Origin of the sequence: Corynebacterium sp. ES2715-CONJ3 (genome assembly GCF_024814365.1) — a bacterium.
Lineage (GTDB): Bacteria > Actinomycetota > Actinomycetes > Mycobacteriales > Mycobacteriaceae > Corynebacterium.
In genome coordinates, this window is the sequence record NZ_JANUXS010000002.1 from 78,095 (window position 1) to 99,310 (window position 21,216).

The window sequence follows — 21,216 nt, forward strand, 5'->3', positions numbered from 1 at the left end:
AAGTAGGTAGTAAAGATGGCTCCAAAGAAAAAGAAAAAGGTCACCGGCCTGATCAAGCTACAGATCGAGGCTGGCGCTGCTAACCCAGCTCCTCCAGTTGGCCCAGCACTTGGTGCTCACGGCGTCAACATCATGGAGTTCTGTAAGGCTTATAACGCTGCCACTGAATCTCAACGCGGCAACGTTGTTCCTGTGGAGATCACCGTCTACGAAGACCGTTCCTTCGACTTCAAGCTCAAGACCCCACCAGCAGCCAAATTGCTGCTCAAGGCTGCGGGTGTGAAGAAGGGCTCCGGTGTTCCTCACACCGATAAGGTCGCTTCCGTCACCATGGATCAGGTGCGCGAGATCGCCCAGACCAAGATGGAAGACCTCAACGCCAACGATATCGAGGCTGCAGCCAAGATTATCGCCGGCACCGCCCGCTCCATGGGCATCGAGGTTAAGTAATACTTTCCCTCTTTAAAGGTGGTAGGAATAAGCCCTAGAAGTTTTCTTACCACCCTTCACCTGGAGTCCTCCTCTAAGGGCTGAGGTGATAAATATTTGTATATACAGTGGAAGGGCTCGCTTCGGCCCACTCACCACACCATCCTCATATCTATCGAGAGAAGGATCTATCATGAGCAAGTCATCCAAAGCTTATAAGGCCGCCGCGGAAAAGATCGTCAAAGATCGTCTGTACGAGCCACTGAAGGCCCTCGAGGTTGTTAAAGAGACCTCGTCAAAAAACTTCGACGCTACCGTTGACGTGGCTATCCGTCTGGGAGTTGATCCCCGCAAGGCTGATCAGCTTGTTCGCGGTACTGTTTCCTTGCCACACGGCACTGGTAAGACCGTGCGCGTCGCCGTCTTCGCCGCAGGCGAAAAGGCTACCGAGGCAGAGGCTGCCGGCGCTGATTTCGTGGGCACCGACGAGCTGATCCAGAAGATCACCGACGGCTGGACCGATTTCGACGTTGCCATCGCAACCCCCGATCAAATGGCTAAGGTCGGACGCGTGGCTCGCGTACTCGGCCCTCGTGGTTTGATGCCAAACCCTAAGACCGGCACCGTGACCACCGACGTAGCCAAGGCCATCTCGGAGGTTAAGGGCGGCAAGATTTCTTTCCGCGTGGACAAGGCTGCAAACCTTCATGCTATCTTGGGCAAGGCCTCCTTCGATGCAGAGAAGCTCGCCGAGAACTACGGCGCTTTGATTGATGAGATCAACCGCTTGAAGCCTTCCTCTGCTAAGGGCATTTATATCAAGAGGGTCACCGTGTCCTCTACCTCTGGCCCTGGTGTTCCAGTGGATCCCTCCATTCAGAAGAATTACCTCGGCTAAGAACTAAAGTTCTATAGCTCGGTTTTAAAGCCCTCTCCCTGATCGGGGAGAGGGCTTTAATGGTGAATCCATTAAGACCATAAGGGGGTTGTATGTGGAGTGGGGGGCGCCCTTGTGATCTCTAGTCAACATTGCCCCCGGTTACTCCGATGTATTAAGAGAACGTTGAGCGTTATCTGCCCGGGAGTTTTGTTCATTTCGTTGAGCTTGCTACGACCATCGAGCGCAGTGTGGGCGAGTCGATGCTACCGACAAAAGGCCGCTATGCGGGTTCTGGTCCCCGCCCTCAGGAGAACCTCGAGTATGTGGCTTTGCATAGATGTGAGTGGACCTAGGGATAGATGCGCTACTGCGATCAGCCACCTCTGGTTGCACTGGTTCAGGCTGGGCTATTGCTAGTACTGAGAAGCCTGAGCAAAAAATCAGCTCATAGTGCGGTGTGCCTGCCCGCACGTCGAGTGCCTTTCATAAGCCACGCTAAGAGTGTCAGTATGATAATGATTGCGGCAGCTATGAGGGCCCACATCCACCACTGCCACACTATTTGAGAGGCTTCGAATACTTTAGACTCGTCCTTATCCATGGGTACCCGGTGTCCCCGAACTAGCAGGCGGTGACTATTAATTCCGTAGGGTGTACACGTAACAAGAGTGACAAAATCACGACCGTTTTCGCGGCCGAGATCATCCAAATGATCAGGCTCTACAATTTTGATCATATCTACTTGATATTTCAGTTTGTGGCCGGATACCGCGATATAGAAGACCTCACCCTTTTTGACGTTGATTAAGTTATCCCACAAGGTCGCGGTTTGAATCCCAGTGTGTGCGGATAATACGGAGTGGCGATTGTCGCCCCCGATCGGTAGATCTGTTCCAAATAGGTGCCCAACACCGCGGTCAAGGGCATGTGGTCCAGTGCCGTGATAGATGGGTAATTTTGACTTGATCGACGGAATCATGATCTGGCCCATGGCATCAGTATCCGACAATTGCGATAGATACTGCAGATATTGCTGGTATGCCGGGGAGGTTTCGTCCGCTATAGCCCGCCACGCGTCTGTGAAGCCAGAATTGCCTGTGCGCTCCAGGTTGTAGCGGAGTGCATCCTCCCATGCGGTATCGAGCACCTCAGGAGGGGCCGCCTTTTCCAACTTGGCATATTCATCAGCTGCTTGCTGCTGCTGCCAGTTATTCCACTGAGTAGCCACGACGGGGTAAACCAGAACGCCTACTCCGATAAGAATTAATATAACCGCGAGAAACATTTTGACATTGCTTCTTTTTGGTGGTGAAGCATTACGTGAGCGGGCCTTCGGATCGTTGTGCGCAGCTATTTGAGCCATATATGAAGAATTTACCCAATAAAGGGACGAAAATATAGGGCTTCACACTAGATATTTTTCTCTGTCCACTAAATGCCCGCTCGTGGGGTAGTAGATCTGCGGTCAGGTGGTGGAGTTTTAAAAAGGACAATGAGCTGCGCCGAGAGCTAAAAAGATACCGGCGTGCAGTGACAAGGTGCGCGATGGTGAAAAATCAGGTGGATTGCTCTGACATGGTGCAAATCTACAAGGGGTGGGTTCCAGCAATCACTCATGGCTGCACGCATCTCCTGACGTGCTGTGACCTGGCTGTACTCGTCGTAGGGTTCATTGGATTTATATGCCATACTCTTCGGCGACTTGAGGGGGAGCCGATATCAGGTGAGCTTTGGCGTCGATGCGGTAAGGCCATCTGTACTCGGTTCACATCGATGTGCGCGGCCAATTACGGGTACATCAAGACCATCGTGGTAACCAGTGACGCGTTGAGTGCGTTGGTATCTAGCTCGTATGAACAAGGCTAGTGCTCTAGCTATTCCCTGTGCGTCTTTGAACAGTGGTGGTTGGAAATATGTGCATACGTTGCTGGACTCTCTGAGATCAGGGGCGGGGGTGTGCCCTGGAGGCATATACATAGCAGGGGAAGGTGGACAGTCTTGGCCTGTTTGTGTGCACTCTCCTCAATGGGGGGCTGCCATAGCGGCCAGGTTAGGGGGGGCGGTGTGGTGAAATCCTAAAACCTCATGCTGTCAGGGGATTTGGCTGGTGAGGAGGCGGGTTAACACCCCCGAAATATAAGTGATTCTCATCACAAAGTAGCACATTACGCTACGTGTAGCCAATATGCTACCTGAGTGTAGTTAATATGCTACCCACGGCCTTGCCCTTCCACCGCAGCTCATATCGATCTCACTATGCAGATCAGGTTTGACGTTGGGGAGGAGGGGCAGACACAAGTTCCTCTCGTTGGGTGATCACATTTGCACTCAATCCACTGATCTAAGGACAGTTCACATGCACAAATATTCCCGTACGGCCCGCTCCGTAACTTTCGCGGCCATCGTCGGCCTCTCGCTCGGTATATCAGCTCCGGGTGCCCTAGCCCAATCCAATACTGGCGGCTCAAATTCTGGAGCCTCGACCTCTGCGAGCGCAGCCCTCATTGACCCCACTCAAACCGGCTCACTGACCCTGCACAAGAAAAAAGATCCAGAATCGCTTGGAACCCCAACGGGTAACGCTGATGATCAAGTCAAGGGCGAAGCCCTCGATGGTGCGGGCTTTACAATCTACAAGATCAAAGGTGTTGACCTCACAACCAATGAGGGACTTAAAAACGCTGCAGGCCTAAACGTCGCAGATTACCTCAGCGGTGAGGAAGCCGATCTTAGCAAGGTAGACAAGGTTGGCGATGAGGTCATTACTGGCGCAGCCGGCGTTGCCGGTCAGGCTCTGTTCGAGAATCTGGAACTCGGCGCTTACCTCGTGGTGGAAACCACCACTCCAACGCTGGCTGGAGTTACCTTCCGCAAGGCTCAACCTTTTATCGCATTCATTCCAATGACACAGGATAATGCCGGTCAAGGTGGAACCAGCTGGAACTACAATCCTATTGCATACCCTAAGAACTACTCGTCGAAGAAACCCATTAAGGAAGTCGTCGACTCCGGAATGAATGCAGGCGATACGATTGTTTATACAATCAAAGCCTATGCTCAAGCAGTGGGTGCCAAGCAGGATCGAACCAAATTTGTCATCACCGATGAGCTCGATGCGAAATTAACCCCACCCGCTGCGGATGCAGTCTTGGTTGCAGGTTTTACCGCTGGTACTGATTACACCGTGACGGTAACCGGAAATCTCGTGACTATTACCTTCACACCTGCTGGCCTAGACAAGCTAGCGAATAATCAAGAAGTTGTGGCAACGATTCCTGCGACGGTCAAAGACGATACAAACGGAGTTGTTGAAAACACCGCGGATGTTATCGAAAATAAGCCAGGGACGAATCAGGATAAAGAGCCTCAGACAACCGATAAGGTGAAGACCTACTACGCGGGTATCACTTTCGAAAAGGTTGAAGCTGGCAACACAGACAACAAGCTCGCTGGCGCAGAATTCCGAGTCTATGGTGTTAAGAACGGTCAAGAGTGCTCGAAGAGCGCGCTGGATGCTGACCTGCTCGATATCGCACAGATCAATAAGGCGGACGCTATTGCAACCTCGGACAGCAATGGTGTGGTGACTTTCAACGGTCTACACGTCAACGATTGGACAGATAACTCGGGACAACCCAACAAATATGAGTCATATTGCTTGGTTGAGACAAAGTCCCCAGCTGATTTTGAACTGCTCGCTGAGCCTATTGAGTTCACACTGACCAAGGCTCAGTCAATCCAAGGCGATCTGGTTCCAATCAACGGCGGCAAGATTGAGAACTTAAAAGATACGACCCCAGAACTACCGATGACCGGTGGTTTCGGCGTAGGTATCCTCGCTGCCTTTGGTGCTGCGATTATCGCAGCTGGTGCCTGGTTAGCTCGACGCACCTCACCCAAGGCCTAAAACAGGTCAAAGGTTGAGGCCATAGGCGTCAACCACACGCACTGAAGGTGAGAAGGGAGCTCGCCACCACCGAGCTCCCTTCTCACCCGGTGCACCAGCAATTGTCTCATTCAGAAAAATAGCAGCGTATCCACACCATTTATATCGGTGGGTCTGCGCCATATGGGGAACCACATTGACTCAGCTTTCGCTTCCAGATCGTAGTAATTCCTACGGTTTCCTTTCAGGTTTTAGGCATATCCTACTGCCAGCACTTCTCGTGCTCTCGGGGCTGCTTATCATCATTTACCCAGTTGTTTCCACAGAATGGAATAACTGGCAACAAAGTCGCGCAGCTGCTCAGTATGCAGAAATACACAAAGATATCCCAGCACCAGTTATAGACCGCGAATGGGAAGACGCTCACCGCTACAACGAAGAGCGTGCAATCGGCCCCATCCTAGACCCATGGATCGAAAGATTCATCTCAAATAACCCAGCATATGAGGATTATCTTGAGCAGCTTCACTCAGTAGACGTAATGGCACGCCTGACCATTCCCAGTATTCGATCAGACCTCCCGATTTACCACGGAACCCAAAAAGATACCCTGTTGCAGGGTATAGGCCATCTATTCGGGTCGGATCTCCCAGTTGGTGGTGCGGGATCACATTCGATCTTGACCGGACATACCGGACTCCCAAATGCCACACTGTTTGACAATTTGAAAAACGTTAAAGAAGGCGATTCCTTCTTCATTCAGGTGGCTGGGCATCAGCTCAAATATCAAGTTGACCAGATCCGAACGGTGCTACCGAACGAAGTCGAATCTTTAAGAGCCGAGGATAACAAGGACATGGTCACCCTAGTGACCTGTACGCCCTACGGGATCAACACCCACCGTCTGCTCGTACGCGGACAACGAATGCCCCTCCTTGAGGAAGATCGAACCCTGTTGAACTCCCCCCAATCGGGCGCACGCCAATGGTGGGTGTATGCGCTCAGCGCGATCTTCATCTTCGGACTACTCATCCTTGTGTGGTGGTTGATTCATGAAAAACGTCGCTTGAAATTCCAACAACTAAATCACAACAACAATATTGACTATGAAGGCGAACTGTAATGGACGAGTATCTTATTAAACCTGCACGTATTGTGCGGATAGGCGTACCCCTTGCTACGGCGTGTGCGTTATCTGTCGCAGCAACTATAGGTTTCGGTGAACCTGGGTGGGTGAGTTCGCCGCAGGCTCATGCAGCGGTGACTGGTTTCGCTAATCCTGCTCCTGCTGCAGATACCATTGACCTTGATCGTGATATCACCGTTGAAATAAGGATTCCGTCTAATTCGGGTCTGTCTGGGGAGGGGTCTGCGGGGTATACGGTTACGCTCACCAAACTCGATACTGATCCGATTAATACGACTCAGGGGTATACCAAAGCCGCTCGGTTGAGTGTTACTCAGGCTAAGAGGCTTGGTCAAGGTGATAGTTATAGCGAGGTCACAAATGCTCAGGGGACAGTGGTATTTAGTGGTTTGAAACCTGGCGTATATCTTTTTAAAGCTACGCCTCCTGCTGGTGGTGGCCGCAAGACACAAGAAGATGTCATCGTTATTCCCATTATTGATAAGCAAGGGGAGTGGAGTTATAACCTCGCTCTTGCAGCGAAATTTGAAGTACCACCGACTCCGACGCCAACACCTCCACCGTCACCTCCTGTAACAATTACTCCTCCACCACCTGTAACGAATACACCGCCTCCCCCTAGTACCACGACACCTCCGGCGCCACCGGTGAAGGGTATGAAGTCTCTGCCGATGACGGGTGCTGGGGTCATTGGTCTTGTTGGGTTGGCTGGTCTGTTGATTCTTGCGGGCTTTTGGGTGCTCGCGGTGAATCGGAGAAGAAATTCACAACAATAAAACGTCGTGGGCACGAGGTGGGCTTGGAATGCTCTACCTGTTAGTGCCTTGGTGTGGTTATAAAACTCAATTCATGGCACGAGCGGATGGTTATCGTGATCCGTTCATATTAAAAGGGATACAGAATGAAGAATGGTTTAGCGGTTAAGGTAGCGGTGTTGGTTGCTGCGGGTAGTTTGATAGGGGTGACCAGCCCGGTTTTAGGTCAACAGGTCACCGAGAGTGTGGGGGGTGAGGCAGTGCTTGATGAGGTTGTGGTGTCTACGAGCGAACCAACCCCAACCAGCGACTCCAACGCGCCCGAACTTACAACGACTGAAGAAATCACCGACGAAGGTGAGACTCCGCCTGAAGAGGGTGAGTTCGTAGAGCCCCAAGACGTCGATATTAACGAAGATAGCGATGAGCAAGTACCCTCTTCTGATGACGATACGCAGTTAGAAGGCGCGAGGACCGTTGCGGGAAGAGTCCTCCCAGATAGTGAAGTAGCCATCGTTAGAGTACGTGCCGGTTCCGACCGATTATGGGACGGCCAAACAGCATCTAATGCAGGAGCCAGTCGTTTCTCGAAGTATTTTAGTCCACTAGCTGGCGTTACTTTGCAGGTTTACCGCGGTAACCCACGATCTCAGGTTTCCTCTATGACGAAGGCGCTAAGCTACGGAGAACCCCTGCGTAGAGTAAATGAAGATTGGGCTAGCTGTACGACGGACTTCACTGGCTTCTGCGATATTAGGATCCCGGTGGGCAGAGAAAGGGGAAGGATCCCCACAAACGAAAGAGTGTGGATTAAACCAGTGGCCGTGCCCATAGGTTATAACCTCATTGACAAGGTCCGCACGGGCCCTTCCGATAGTGGAGATCGCCTCTCCCGCCTGCAGAGCTATGCGCAGCTCACGCCTAAGCTGAAAGCCGGAGTGGTGATAGAAGCTGGTGATGGTTCTGACAAATCAGAAACATTCATGCGCGCTTATGAGTCGAATTGGGAGAGGAATTATAGCATAACGGAAAGTCATCGCTCATCGAGCGGAAGTTTCATTATCCCCAAGGAGAACCCACGCTTAGGGAAAAAGTGCGGCCTGAATTTCGCCATCGTTGGCGACCTCTCTGGTTCCGTTAAGAGAGCTGGGAAAACTGATGACCTATCCCGAGCGATGATAAAACTCGTCAATACCATGGAAGGATCCGGAGGTAACGTTTCCATCTTTTCGCTAGGTTCTGATTCACCGGCTAAACCACCGTATAGGCTGTTTGGTAGGCCCAATATCAAGAACCTGCCGGAACTCTACGATCTCAACGACCCAAGTCAAACGCAAAAAATTAAAGATCAGATCCGTGAATGGGGCAAGTACACCGATAGTAACGAGGGGACTAACTGGGATGCTGGTTTGATGGAAGTATCCCAGGCTCAAGAGGGCCGTACAGGCGGCCCGATTTATGATGCAGTTCTCTTCGTCACCGACGGAAACCCCACGACGAATAGGCTCCCGCAATATTCGGAGGAAAATAATCAGGGTGGATCCATGACCGATTTCATTCGCGTGGAAGCCGCAATTGCTTCTGCGAACCGCCTCAAAGAACAGGGTACCAAGATAATCGGCATCGGTGTGGGAAGAGGAACCACGGGTTTAGATGGTGACTCTGAGTACAACCTGCAGTCGATATCAGGCTTCACTCGATACAGCGATACGGCGAATAACGCAGATAGGTCCGATTATTTTTTGCTCAGCGATTATGATGAGATCCCAGATACGCTCCGATCGATCGTCTCCTGTAGTGCCAGTGTGACCGTGGAAAAGCACATTCTGGATGAAAATGGTCAGAACCCAGAAGCTGGTGTTGGCTGGGACATTGTGGGTGACGCAACGGGTCCGGGTGTGCAGTTGAACTCTCCGCGTGCCCAAAAGACCGACGCAGACGGTTTAGTTTTCTACCGTATTGGCCTAGAGGACACTACAAGCCGTGCGGAAGTCAGTGTGGCGGAGGTGCAGCAAAGTGAATGGGAGCTGGTGAAACAGTCTGATTCGGCTGCCCAGGTGAGAAATGCCTTATGCTACGACAGCAATGATCCGCAGCTACAAGAATTACCTGCATCGCGATATTCAGATGACGGTGAATTTGGATTGCGGATTCGTGGTATAGAAAACGGCGAGCATATTCGGTGTGTGTATCAGAATAAACGGACACCGTCCCCTGCGATCGTGGAGATCGAAAAGCAGGATGCTCAGATGCAAGGTCTTGCGGGTGCTGTATTTATGGTCGCAACCGATAGTGCAGGAAATAGCCCCGTTGCTGGGCTGGAGACTATTACGGAGGACCCTGCTGGATCTGGCCGCTACTCCTTTGAGTTAAAACTCGGTCAGTACTACCTGATCGAGACGGTCTCACCGTCTGGATACAGTCTCTTCCCGGAGTCTGTCGGTTTTGAAGTTTACAAAGATCCTAATGATCAAACGAAGAAGGTCCGCCTTCTCGACGAGGCGAAAGACGGCACTGTGGTGACGGTGGATCAAAATAATACTCTGAAATTGGTAGTGATGAATGTTCAGTCAGGAACCTTGCCAGAAACTGGTGGACAGGGCCTGTGGTCGTGGCTCCTCACATCCCTACTACTGATTCTCGGTGGAATATTCTTAGCGAAGCGACGCGCTTAACGCACAGATAATTGGCAGAGCATATGAAGGATACCCCTCTTCATATGCTCTTTCTTTTGCTATAAATCTTCCCGGTTCTCCTCACCCAGAGATACTCCGGGGGTCTGTTGAAGGGTTTTATACGGTTGCGTACAATCCATATCAAACTAGTTGCACTGACCGCCGCCGTTAGAATTCCTGCAATAGAATCCGGCCAGTCAGTCGAGATAAACCACGGGTGGTCAAATAAGCGCTTCGTATATATTGCGTGCAATCTTTTTATAGTGGGCTACGGGACGGGGGTCTGCAATCGCTTCTACCCGAGCACTTCGGTCAAGCTGGCTAGTATTCGATCCTAGCCACCGGCCGTGAGTTTCCAGTGTCAGCGCAGCGACGGCGGTGGGTAATCGGGGGCTGCTATCTGTTTGCTTCGTATGGATCTGGAGGTGTATAAGACATATGCAAATCGCACCGATAGTTTGGTATCTACCCGGTCGTACGGTATAGTGCCAGATGAAGTTTGAAAGCAGGTGAGAATTACCTCGCTTGTCGCTCAAGTTTCACCGTAGACCGTCGGTCAGCGTTCGCGCTTGAAAGTATCGAAAAGCTTTATCGCTTGAGATCGGCCCACGCAGGAGTCACTTTAGAGCTCATTTCTTTCCCATTTGTGGGAATTAAGTGTTGCGCCCTGTGCTCTTGTACGGGGCTTTTGTCTTGTTCTAAAGAAAAAGCTCCGGCGGATAAACCTTTGAATCAATAAAGAGGAAAGGAGGCGTAGTAATGGCTAACCCGAAGAATGATGCTGCCCTGAAAGCTCTCAAGCAGAGCTTCGCAGAGCACGACGCATTTGTGCTTACGGAGTACCGTGGCCTGAGTGTTGCTCAGACCACCGAATTGCGTAAAGCTCTCGGTGCTGATGTCCAGTACAACGTCGCCAAGAACACCCTCCTCAAGCTGGCAGCTCAAGAAGCTGGCATTGAGGGCCTCGATGACCTTTTCACCGGCCCAACCGCTATTGCCTTCATTAAGGGCGAAGCTGTTGACGCTGCCAAGGTGATGAAGAAGTTCGCTTCTGACAACAAGGCATTCGTTGTTAAGGGTGGCTACATGGACGGCAACGCCCTGAGCTCCGCTCAGGTTGATGCCATCGCTGAGCTGGATAACCGCGAGACCACTCTCGCAAAGCTGGCAGGTGCCATGAAGGGCAACTTGGCAAAGGCTGCAGGCCTATTCAACGCTCCCGCTTCCCAGGTTGCACGCCTCGCGGCTGCACTCCAGGAGAAGAAGGACGCTTAAGAGGCATAGCGTGTAAAAGCGCTGCTTCTTGAAATATATAAACACTTTTTAGGGATATCGGTTTATTGGATGTCCCACCCACACCGAAAGGAATACCACCATGGCTAAGCTCACCAAGGACGAGCTCATCGAGGCTTTCAAAGAGATGACCCTTATCGAACTCTCTGAGTTCGTTAAAGAATTCGAAGAGGTCTTCGAGGTAACCGCTGCTGCTCCTGTTGCAGTTGCTGCTGCTGGCGCTGCTGCTCCTGGCGCTGCTGCTGAAGAAGAGAAAGACGAATTTGACGTTGTTCTCGAGGATGCTGGCGCTAAGAAGATCGGCGTTATTAAGGCTGTTCGCGAGCTCGTCTCCGGCCTGGGCCTGAAGGAAGCTAAGGAACTAGTTGAGGGTGCTCCTAAGGCTATCCTCGAGGGCGCTTCCAAGGACGACGCTGAGGCTGCTAAGGCTAAGCTCGAAGAGGCTGGCGCAAAGGTTACCCTTAAGTAATCTTCCAGCTTTACTTATTCCCCACACAGGTGAGATATTTCACTTGGGTGGGGATTTTTCGTTTTGTTAACATTTAGCGATCATAAGTAGAGCCGGGAATCTTTATTGCCGGTACCTATAATACCTGTTTATATTCCGTAAATGACAGGGTAGATTTTCGTGAATAAAAGCTCTTCTAGCAGTGTATTCGTATCTCCTAATAGTTAATGACTTTCACTGTTTTTCTCTGGTTGGAGACAGTTAAAGCGAGCTTTACATGGCGCGCACGATTGTATTAACATTCCCCGCAGACGCCAACCGCCGAGACTTATCCCATCGTTATCGAGAGCGGTTTGGCTCTATAATTTCAACCGCACAGGAGCTCGTTTCTATCTGGAATTTTAGGACTTTTAGGAGTCGGAGCTCCTCTCGTAGAAAGATATCTATATGAAAATGCTTAAGAACGCTTTGGCGATTTCTTTGGCTGCAGGCCTGATGACCGGACTGCCCATGACAGCTGTGGCGCAGAGCGGTGTTCGTTTCGGAGAACTTCAATCCCTGCCGAAGAACACACCTGACCACAGCCTGATCATTCACAAGTATTCCAATAACACTCCAGGTGAAGCGGGTAACGGCACCGAGATCGACACCCGAAATCTGGGCGATGCCCTAAAGGGTGCGAAGTTCAAGATTGAAAAGGTCAAAAAAGACTCGATCGACCTGACAACAAATGAAGGTTGGAAGAAAGCCGAGAAAGTTTCCAAGGGCGCCGAACCTCTGCGAGATAGTGACTTTGAGACTCTCCCTGACAAGGATGAGCAGACAACCGGTGAAGACGGCGTTGCTAGATGGGACGGACTTCCACTCGGTCTCTACCGAGTAACGGAGACCGAGGCTCCAGTGGGGCACCAGATCTCTCAAGAGCCGTTCTATGTTGCTCTCCCAACAACCGATCCAACTAACCACGATGAATGGTTGAAGACAGTTCACGTTTACCCCAAGAATACCAAGCGGGACGAAACTACTAAGACTGTCCAGGATGAAGCAGTTAGGCTTGCGGGTGATACTACGACTGGACAAAGCGAGGAATTGACCTACAAGATCACCTCGCAACTGTCGGCTGGCAAGGACTACACCAAGTACGTGGTATCTGACTTCTACCCCACTGATCGCCTAGAATACGCCGGTGATAATCTTCTGACAGTTGAGCTTGCTAATGCCCAACTGGATGGTAGCAAGTATGAGGTAACCACGGGTACGGTTGATAACAAGTCCTACCTGGTCATAACCTTCACAAAAGGCGGCCTTAATGACCTGAATAATAACAAGACCGCTCAACTGGTTATCACGCCAACCTTCACAGTGAAGCAGAATACCGATCTTGATAATGTAGCTCCTATCATCAACGAGTTCAAGGTCATTCAGATGCGTGATGGCCAACCAGAGCCTCCGAACCCAGAGGATCCGAAGGTTCCTCCTGTAACACCTCCAGGTACTCCTACTCCAGACCCTAAATATCCTAAGTCCTTCTACGGCAATGTAGACATTGTGAAGAAGAACGCTGATGGTCAATCCCTTGGCGGTGCTGAATTCTCTCTGTACGTCTGCACCAAAGATGGCGTGATCGATGGACAGGCAAAGCCACTTCGCGAAGAAATCAGAGCGACGGATGACGTTGAGATTAAGGGTCTCCTTGCTAATGACTACCGCAACGGCCAAGCCGTTGCTGAGAATGATCGTGATGCTTATTGCTTGGTAGAGACCAAAGCACCTGTGGGTTATGAACTTTCAGCCCAACCGATCCGGTTCCAAATCTTAACCAATCAGGGGGCCGATGCTGAGGTCGCTCTTGTATCCCAAGATGTTGTGGACACTAAGAAGAATGGCGGCTTCAACCTGCCACTTACAGGTGGCGCCGGTGTCATGTACCTGCTGCTCGCCGGTGGTGCATTCTTGCTGGTTGGTCGCGGTTATTCCGCCTATAGCAATCGTCGTAACGCCTAAGTCTCAAGACTTCAACGTTGCTATTTGCTAGCTGAAGGCTTAAGGGGCTAAGCCCAAGCGCTTAGCCCCTTACCTTCACTTTTCACGATCTTATATAAAATAACTTAAACAAACCGAAGGCGTCACCTATGACTGTAACCGCCCGCCATAGGGCCCCTCACGCCCCTGCCCCGCGCAAGCGCGTCTCCCCAGTCTCGGTAATCTTCAGCGTGATTGGTCTCATCCTCTTGCTGTACCCAGTGGTGGGGACCATCTATGAAAATTCGCAGCAAAGCCACCAAGTCCAGGCATATTCCTCACAGGTAGGTGCCGTAGACAAACAAGAGCTTTCCGCGGAGATCGAGCGAGCCCGGGAATGGAACGCTGAGAAGCAAGGTGGTCCTATTTTGGACCCCTGGTTACAGCGAGTAACGCAAGATAACGTCGAATACCAAGAGTATCTCGAACAGCTCAATCTGACCTCTGTGATGGGACGTATATATATCCCATCCATAAAATCTGATTTGCCGATCTACCACGGCACCACCGAGACGGTTCTATCCAAAGGGATAGGCCACCTATTCGGCAGTGGATTGCCAGTGGGCGGAGTGGGTAACCACACGGTTCTGACAGGTCACACGGGTTTATCGGTGGCTACCCTCTGGGATAATCTGATCAAGGTCAATGTCGGCGATGTTATTTACCTCGACGTCTCCGGTGAAAAAATGAAGTATCAGGTACGCCAAACCGAAATAGTTTTGCCTACGGAGACGGATAACCTCCGCCCCGTTCCAGGGCAAGACCTCATAACACTTATTACGTGTACCCCCTACGGCATCAACAGCCACCGCTTCCTCGTTCACGCGGAGCGGGTGCCCATGGAGCCTGAAGATGAGGAAGAATTTCAAACGATTGACACGATTCGTCAACCATTGCAGTGGTGGATGTATGTTGCGCTAGCAGTAGCGCTCATCTTCATGATTTTGATGATTCGGGAGTTTGTAAAAGCGCGCCGCGACAGCAAAAAAGCGGAAACCACTACCGGCCTGAGCGAAAGCGCAGAAGGCTAAGGATAACGAATGCTACAGAAAACGAAACGCCACCAAGGCCGCCGACTCTTTGCGGCCTTGGCCACGGTGGCTTGTATGACGGTCACCACCCCGCTAGCAGTTGCCGCAGACGGCGGGCCATCGCCTTCGCTTATCGACGCCTCGCAAAAAGCCTCCCTCAGTATTCATAAAAGCGAGGGCGACCCCGTCATGCAATACGGGGATCCGTCGAATCCCAACGCACCTAAAAAATTGGATCCACTGGAAGGGATCAAATTCTCAGTGCAGAAGATCAACGGCGTTGATCTCACCACCAACGACGGCTGGCGCCTAGCGGAATCATTTAAGATAGCCGACTTCTACCAGAGGGGAAAAGAGTTCTCTCGCCTGGCACCTAAAGTAAGTGAAGCCACCGGCGCAGACGGCATAGCCCGATTTAATAATCTCGACCTGGGCCTCTACTACGTCACCGAGGAAGTGGATTCTGCTGCTCGCGGGAATTTTACGGTTGTGTCTCCCTTTATTGTGGCGGTGCCTACCACCAGTAAAGATCGCAGCGGTTGGGACTATAGCGTGACAGTGAACGCTAAAGATCAAAAGATCACGGGACGGTCTTCAAATAACCTCAGCTGCGTAAACCCAGGCGATGATCTGCAGTACGGAGTATCGACCACGCTGCCTGCTCCCGAACGCGATGGACGAATCTCTACGTTCAAGGTCTCTGTACCGCTCGAGCAATCGCAGACGTATATTCCTGATAGTGAAGAGGTATATTACGGCACTTACCATAATGACAAGAACCCAGTGCGTCTTGAGGGTGGGGACTACACCATCGACGCGGATTCAGGCAATGTTGTACGCGTAACGCTCACCGATAGCGGGTTGGCCAAGGTTAGCGAGGTGCGATTCGGTAACCCTGATGCCCACCTAACGGTGCTATTCAAAGCTAAGACCTCGCGCGATGCCTCTAAGAACAAGGATCGTATTAGCTTCCGCGGCTATATCACTCCTCCTGGTTACCCGGATTTCGATCTGATTGGCCGGTATGGTGTGGCAACCGATGAGGCGTCTGTGAAGGTGCCGTGTAGTAGTCCGAATATTCCAATAGTGCCGATTCCTATTCCTATTCCTCCAATTGACCCACCAGGTAACCCTCCAATTCCCAAAGATCCTCCGTCGCCAGACGAACCCCCGAGGCCGAATGATCCCAAAAAGGGGATACCCAAGATTCCGGGAAATCTAGCCTACACAGGGGCCAATAGCCTACCCATAGCCATCTTTGGACTGGTGCTCTTGCTCGTGGGCATTGCAGTACTTCGTCGTAGTTACAAAAGGAACTAGTTTATGAAAAACTCTCTATCTCGTTACGGCAAGGCCCTTTTTGCCTCAATGCTAGCGACTGGGTTGCTTGTGACCGTAGCTCCTTTTGCTCAATCGGCAGAGGAGATGGCTGGCACTTCCGAGATTGCTCAGCTATCAGACGCCTCAATCGAAGGGGAGCCGACTCTTGTCGAACAAGAGTCTCTCGCAGAGAATTCTGAGAACAGCGAAGGCAACTTATCCGCTGATTTCACGAGTCGAACCATCTCAGCAGATGAAGAATCTGGACTCGTTGTTCGTACGCTCGAAGGCGTGATTACAAACGTGCCGGAGCTGCAAAGTTCCCCCGATTTTCTCCTGATTCAAAAACTGGGAAATAACGATCCAGTAAAGGAAATTATCTCTGCTTCATTCGGCGACACGGAGGCAAGCGGTGATATCTTCGAGCTTGCCTCCGACGAACTGGAAAATTCGTTCGGACAATCTCAAGAGGATGCAAAGTTTGGGCAGGTTCTTCGTCTTTATCTAGATTCCACCAATGCGGATACGCCCACTGAAATCCAGCGCGGCGACAAGTTCTCTATTACGTATACGGTGATGGGAGTCGAAGAAGATGCCCATTGGAAGCTACTGACAAGTGAATTCTTGGATAGCGTACTCGGCGACTCGCCCCTCAAGCTATCATCAGTCTCGGCTGGCCCCAAGATTGAGTACACAGTCACTGATCTAAAAACTGGTGAATATAAAGGACGTAAGTATACCGAGCGCAGGGTATCCGGGCGGATTGTAGACGACTCGGGGATCCGCCCCAGTTTTCCGCGTGTATTCTTTGAGTTCCAAGGGGTTCCAACGGACTTTTGGGAAGCCCAGTCTCGAGACAGGGGGCCCCAGGAAAAACCTAGCGATCCCAAAATAGGAGGCATAAGAGTTCATATCTATGAAGAAGCAACCGGAAACGTAGTTGATTCTCGAAACCACTACATTTATACCCCTATGCAGTACGAGCGCAGCTTTGATCTAAATGCTGCCGATAGAGACCATGTGATCGTGCAGCTCGTAGATGACCAGCGTAGAGCCACAAATGGACGATTGAGCGGTAAAAATTTCGAATTTGTTTACCGGGATTTTGGGCCAAAAGTGCGCTCAACTTGGAAGATTTTGCCTACAGATTCTGGCTATACAGAAGCTGCTGCAGCACCAAAACCCGGCGGTTTTGACCGGGTCTCGGCGGGCCGAGATGCATATCAGCAGTTCATCGAGAGAGATCACCTCCCTTCCGAGCTCCTCGGTGCTAGGGACGAAGACGGGGAGGTAGAGGATTACCGGTACCCAGTTAAAGAAGTCGCACCTCGTTCCGATAATCCCAGTTTCCCAGGCCCTAATGCGGGCAGCGATAACGTAACGACAGATGGTGGCATATCTAGAAAGATAATAAACAACCCAGGGTGGTGTTCTCCTTTCCATCGAAAACCCGATCACACGACTATAAATTTTTCGCAGGAGCGGCAAAACAATTCAAGGGGGGGAGAGTGCCAAGTTCTGAACTATGGTGAGCAAGGTCGTTTCTATAGCCGGGAAAATGTTCAAACAGCGACCTACAATCGAAACACTCGCCTATCCTACCGTTCGCAGGAGTTTACGATTGGCGGTACAAAGGGCGGAGTGCTTTACGGAGTAAATTTCGGTGTCTTCGAACCCTTGCGATATGCAAGGATGGGCCCCCCCGACTTAGGAATAGTCAGGGGAGACGCCCGTAAAGCCTTGAATTTTCAAATCCTCGATATTTTAGACACGACTGACTGGGTGGTCACCACGGACCTGAAAAATAACTATCACGGCAGTTATATCCTAACTCCTCACCCAGTTAAATCTCGCGGTAAGTATATTGATGATCCGCGAAATAAAATGGGCATTCGAGTATCGACTTCCCAACGGGGGAAGTCCAAGGTTGAATTCCTGTCACCCGAGGGTATTAAATTTTTTATTGATAGCGGCAGAGGAAGTAGCGCAGTAGACGTTACTCGTTTGGGGTTGAAAATCCCCCCAAACACCCCAATGAAAATCAGCTATGGGACTAACGAGCGAGAAAGTGTGCTAAGGAATGACTTAAAGTTTGCGCGGAATGGATTTTTGGTGCCCTATTGGGGGAATGTCTCTCAACCAGATCCAACTGAGTTAGAGGTATCGAAAGCCCCAATCGCATCGGAGTCGAATGGGGTAGACATTTTCACCTACGACCTGACGGTGCGAAATGATAAAGCTGAAGCGGGTAAGCGGAATATTAGCCGCGAATATCTGCTCTACGACACCCCAGATTTCGCCAAGGCTGAGAAGATTATCAAAGTGGTTCAGGTTAAGTCTGGAGGCGAAACACCCCTAGTAAAGTCCGGAGATGGCAAAGGATATGTGATCCCAGGCGAAAATGGTAACACCCATGTCATCGAAGCTGGAGCTACTCAGACTTTCCGGATCAAAGTCTATACCGAATTAGACGCCGAAGCGCTAAATCCGTCTAGATTGGCATGCCAACCAAAACCCACACCTGGAGATGGTGCATACAACAAAGCCCGTATCGAATACGGCCAGTCGGAGGTGGCTGAGGCGGAAGCGTGCATTGACATTGTCAACCTCAAGATCGCTCCGCCGCGGGTGTCTAAGGAAGTTTATGGCAACAGAATTACGTGGCGTCCGAACGGGAATGAGGAACCATTCTACCAGGCCACTTACACGGTAACGGTGGATAATAAGGCTGAGGAAAATCAAACTAATGGCCCAGTTGTATCCACAGATCGGGAGATCTACGTTGATCGTGAACTTACAGTCGTAGATTCCCTCGGTTTTAGCGAAGACGTTGATGTTTTTAGAGTGGTGCTGATCGATCTGGACACCAACAAAAATACGGTGATAAGTCCAGTCAACGGACCGCTAGTACTGCAGCACGGTGACGTGCCGGGCAAGGTAAAAGTCCGAGCTGGTGAGACATTGGAGTTCCGGGTGCTTGTCCAATTTCGATTCCAGCCGAAGCTCATCTCTGGGGTATCTCCGAATTCCCTTAAATGCGCGGCGGGGGGACGTGGAAATGGCGGCTTCAATAAAGTTACTGTAGCGAAGGAAGGTGCCGGCACAACCGAGGATCTCACAGCTGAAGCTTGCATTGATCTCCCTCTACCTCCGCTGGTGGTGAAGGAGGTTTTTCGAGGACCACGGGAGAATGCGTCGGGCAAGCTCGAAATCGAGTATCGCGTTAAGGTTACTAATCCCAACGACAGTACGAAGATCGGGAAATTGAAACTAGTGGATCAACCTCGTTTCTCTCCTAGCGCTAGGAATATTTCCGTCGGAATCAGAGAAGACTCGGCTTCTTCATATCAGATGAGGCCGGCAGATAATCACAAACTGCCAAGTGATGTGTTCGATCTGGACTCTGGTGCGTCGAAAACCTTTTTCGTGATCGCAGAATTTGATAAGCCTCAGCTGCAGGATAAGGCAAGCACTACCTTAATCTGTGACCCCCAAAACGGTGGCGGCCACGGACTTTTCAACGAGGCCACGGTGTCAATCGGCAGTCGGTTGATTGCTCGTGACGATGCCTGTGCCGATATTCCGGCTCCAGAGGATCCGTTGACCAGCCTAGTGCTTCAAAAGGTGGATACCTCTACAGCAATTATTCCGTTGGAAAAGGATTGGCAGTTTAGCGTTTATCGGGCAAATGATTCATGGGAAATTCAGGGGGATGCGATCAACTTCACCCAGACCAATGCGGGGGATAATACGCGCCAGACCGAGAACATTATCGGTCTGGGTAAATACATCCTGATCGAAACCAAGGCTCCGCAGGGCTACCAACTTCTCGCGCAACCGGTTGAACTCGAGGTTTTCCTTGACGGGAATCAGCTCAAGGTGCGTCAACCTCAGGGGCGAGTGAACCCCGCCGCGGAAGTTACAGAACCGAATATCATCAAGGTAGCTGACGTTACTACCGGTGAGTTACCTCGCTCGGGTGGCTTCGGGGTGTTCTGGCTCCTTATCGCTGGCGCTGGTCTTTTAGGTGGCGCCTGGTGGTTTAATCGCCGTAAAAACTAGACCAGGAATTTCAATATAATGCTCCCCTTCCACTGGTAGGGGAGCATTATTGTATGACCGCATATAAGCGCTCCCAAGGGATTATTCGAAGGTGTTATAGGATGGTGCACATGCTTCCAAAGTCACGAATCTTTAGTGTTCTGCTGCTCGGCTTAGGCTGTGCGCTGCTTGTCGGCGGATTACTCCAAGCCCAACTAGGACGCTTTGACGCCAGGCTACCCCTTGACCCCACCCGCTATACCTGGACCCTGGTGGATCCTGAGGCAACCATTTCTGATCTCACCCTGGAAGCAACCGAGAAAGCGTCCGTGACAAAACAGGTAGAAGCAAGTCTGATTCGTCCCAGCGACGAAGATACGGCCACCATTAGGCTCGCCACCTCAGTGCGGCGCACTGGGCTGGACGATCTAGAGGGCCTGCATACCGCAGCAGTCTCCACCTATACCTTCGACCGTATAACGGGTGAGATTCTGAGCCCTATCCGTGTGATTGATCAATTAGCGGGAATCCCTCGAGATACCGATACTGACGGTGTGTGGTGGAAATTCCCTACAGCAGCTGAGAAAACAAGCTATATGGTCTTTGATGAGACTCTGGCTACTAGCTACCCTGCCGTCTATGAGTCGGAGGTAGAGGAGGATGGGCGCACCATGATGGCCTACCGCCAGATCATTGACCCGGAGAAGGTCAATGCGGATAGCTCTGGTTTGCTCACCACCTTAGAGATTGATGGTCAGCCGGCTTATCTCGAGCACGCAGCCGAGCGGGTATTCTATGTTGATCGCGAGAGCGGGGTTGTGGTTGATCTCAAGGAGAAGATCACCGATATATACCGCTACGCAGATGGTGCGCAAGCAGGAGTGCTCCTTGATTTTAATGGGCGCATGACTGAGCAGACTCGAGAGGACCTTCGCGCGGCTGCGTCGGAGATTTCCCGCAGCGATTTTTGGAGGACTTTTAGCTATATTCTTGCAGCACTCGGTGCCCTCTCGATTATTGTCGGTGGTATTGGGGCTTTCCGCCGCGGGCGTGGCTAAGTTGCTTTTAGCGCTAGGACTTCTCTACAGTGTGGTTTTGTTGCCCATAGACTCTGTTCATGGGCTTTACATGGTGTCCTCGGTGCTCTATACTTGACCTTTGCCCTAGGACACTTGTTCCTTTTTTACAGACCTTAGCTGGTCGGCTTTTTGAAAAAGCTGGATAGTTGAGGTCTTTCGGTGTTAGCACCAGCAGGTTTCTTATGGCATTACCGAAATTGCTCAAATACT

Annotated in this window: 14 protein-coding genes; 13 read left to right on the forward strand and 1 reads right to left on the reverse strand. The window is 51.1% G+C overall.

Annotated features, from left to right (window positions below):
• Positions 1-15: 15 nt before the first annotated feature.
• Positions 16-450, forward strand: a complete 435-nt coding sequence (gene rplK / locus NXT00_RS02660) for a 50S ribosomal protein L11 (protein WP_259077532.1) — start codon at positions 16-18, stop codon at positions 448-450.
• Between the two features lie 172 nt (positions 451-622).
• Positions 623-1,327 carry a 50S ribosomal protein L1 gene (rplA, locus tag NXT00_RS02665; protein ID WP_259077530.1) on the forward strand — a complete coding sequence of 235 codons (705 nt, stop codon included), beginning with the start codon at positions 623-625 and terminating at the stop codon, positions 1,325-1,327.
• 427 nt (positions 1,328-1,754) lie between these two features.
• Here the strand turns inward: rplA and NXT00_RS02670 are convergent, their stop codons facing one another.
• Positions 1,755-2,672, reverse strand: coding sequence for a class C sortase (locus NXT00_RS02670; RefSeq protein WP_396124903.1), 918 nt, complete (start codon positions 2,670-2,672; stop codon positions 1,755-1,757).
• Between the two features lie 993 nt (positions 2,673-3,665).
• On the opposite strand from NXT00_RS02670, the gene NXT00_RS02675 reads away from it, so the two are divergent.
• The 11 genes from NXT00_RS02675 to NXT00_RS02725 all read left to right on the forward strand — a co-directional run bounded on the left by NXT00_RS02675 (position 3,666) and on the right by NXT00_RS02725 (position 20,985).
• Positions 3,666-5,216: a SpaH/EbpB family LPXTG-anchored major pilin gene (locus NXT00_RS02675; RefSeq protein ID WP_259077527.1), complete on the forward strand. Its 1,551-nt coding sequence runs from the start codon at positions 3,666-3,668 to the stop codon at positions 5,214-5,216.
• Positions 5,217-5,391: 175 nt separating this feature from the next.
• Positions 5,392-6,318: a class C sortase gene (locus tag NXT00_RS02680; RefSeq protein ID WP_259077526.1), complete on the forward strand. Its 927-nt coding sequence runs from the start codon at positions 5,392-5,394 to the stop codon at positions 6,316-6,318.
• Positions 6,318-7,118 carry an LPXTG cell wall anchor domain-containing protein gene (locus NXT00_RS02685; protein WP_259077525.1) on the forward strand — a complete coding sequence of 267 codons (801 nt, stop codon included), beginning with the start codon at positions 6,318-6,320 and terminating at the stop codon, positions 7,116-7,118. The genes NXT00_RS02680 and NXT00_RS02685 overlap by 1 nt, the downstream gene beginning before the upstream one ends.
• 125 nt (positions 7,119-7,243) lie before the next feature.
• On the forward strand, positions 7,244-9,772 hold the full coding sequence (locus NXT00_RS02690; protein WP_259157963.1) for a VWA domain-containing protein: 2,529 nt from the start codon (positions 7,244-7,246) through the stop codon (positions 9,770-9,772).
• A gap of 759 nt (positions 9,773-10,531) precedes the next feature.
• Entirely contained in the window at positions 10,532-11,047 is a 516-nt protein-coding gene (gene rplJ / locus NXT00_RS02695) for a 50S ribosomal protein L10 (RefSeq protein WP_259077522.1), read from the forward strand.
• Positions 11,048-11,147: 100 nt separating this feature from the next.
• Positions 11,148-11,534 (forward strand): 50S ribosomal protein L7/L12, encoded by a 387-nt coding sequence (rplL, locus tag NXT00_RS02700; protein ID WP_259157964.1) that lies wholly within the window; start codon positions 11,148-11,150, stop codon positions 11,532-11,534.
• A gap of 426 nt (positions 11,535-11,960) precedes the next feature.
• The gene (locus NXT00_RS02705) at positions 11,961-13,517 is read left to right on the forward strand and encodes a SpaH/EbpB family LPXTG-anchored major pilin (RefSeq protein WP_259157965.1); all 1,557 of its coding nucleotides are present in this window, start codon (positions 11,961-11,963) and stop codon (positions 13,515-13,517) included.
• 128 nt (positions 13,518-13,645) lie between these two features.
• The gene (locus tag NXT00_RS02710) at positions 13,646-14,566 is read left to right on the forward strand and encodes a class C sortase (RefSeq protein ID WP_259157966.1); all 921 of its coding nucleotides are present in this window, start codon (positions 13,646-13,648) and stop codon (positions 14,564-14,566) included.
• A gap of 9 nt (positions 14,567-14,575) precedes the next feature.
• Positions 14,576-15,886, forward strand: a complete 1,311-nt coding sequence (locus NXT00_RS02715) for a SpaH/EbpB family LPXTG-anchored major pilin (protein ID WP_259157968.1) — start codon at positions 14,576-14,578, stop codon at positions 15,884-15,886.
• A 3-nt stretch (positions 15,887-15,889) separates the two neighbouring features.
• The gene (locus NXT00_RS02720; protein WP_259157970.1) at positions 15,890-19,948 is read left to right on the forward strand and encodes a SpaA isopeptide-forming pilin-related protein; all 4,059 of its coding nucleotides are present in this window, start codon (positions 15,890-15,892) and stop codon (positions 19,946-19,948) included.
• 110 nt (positions 19,949-20,058) lie between these two features.
• Positions 20,059-20,985, forward strand: a complete 927-nt coding sequence (locus tag NXT00_RS02725; RefSeq protein ID WP_259157972.1) for a DUF3068 domain-containing protein — start codon at positions 20,059-20,061, stop codon at positions 20,983-20,985.
• The last annotated feature ends 231 nt before the right edge of the window (positions 20,986-21,216 follow it).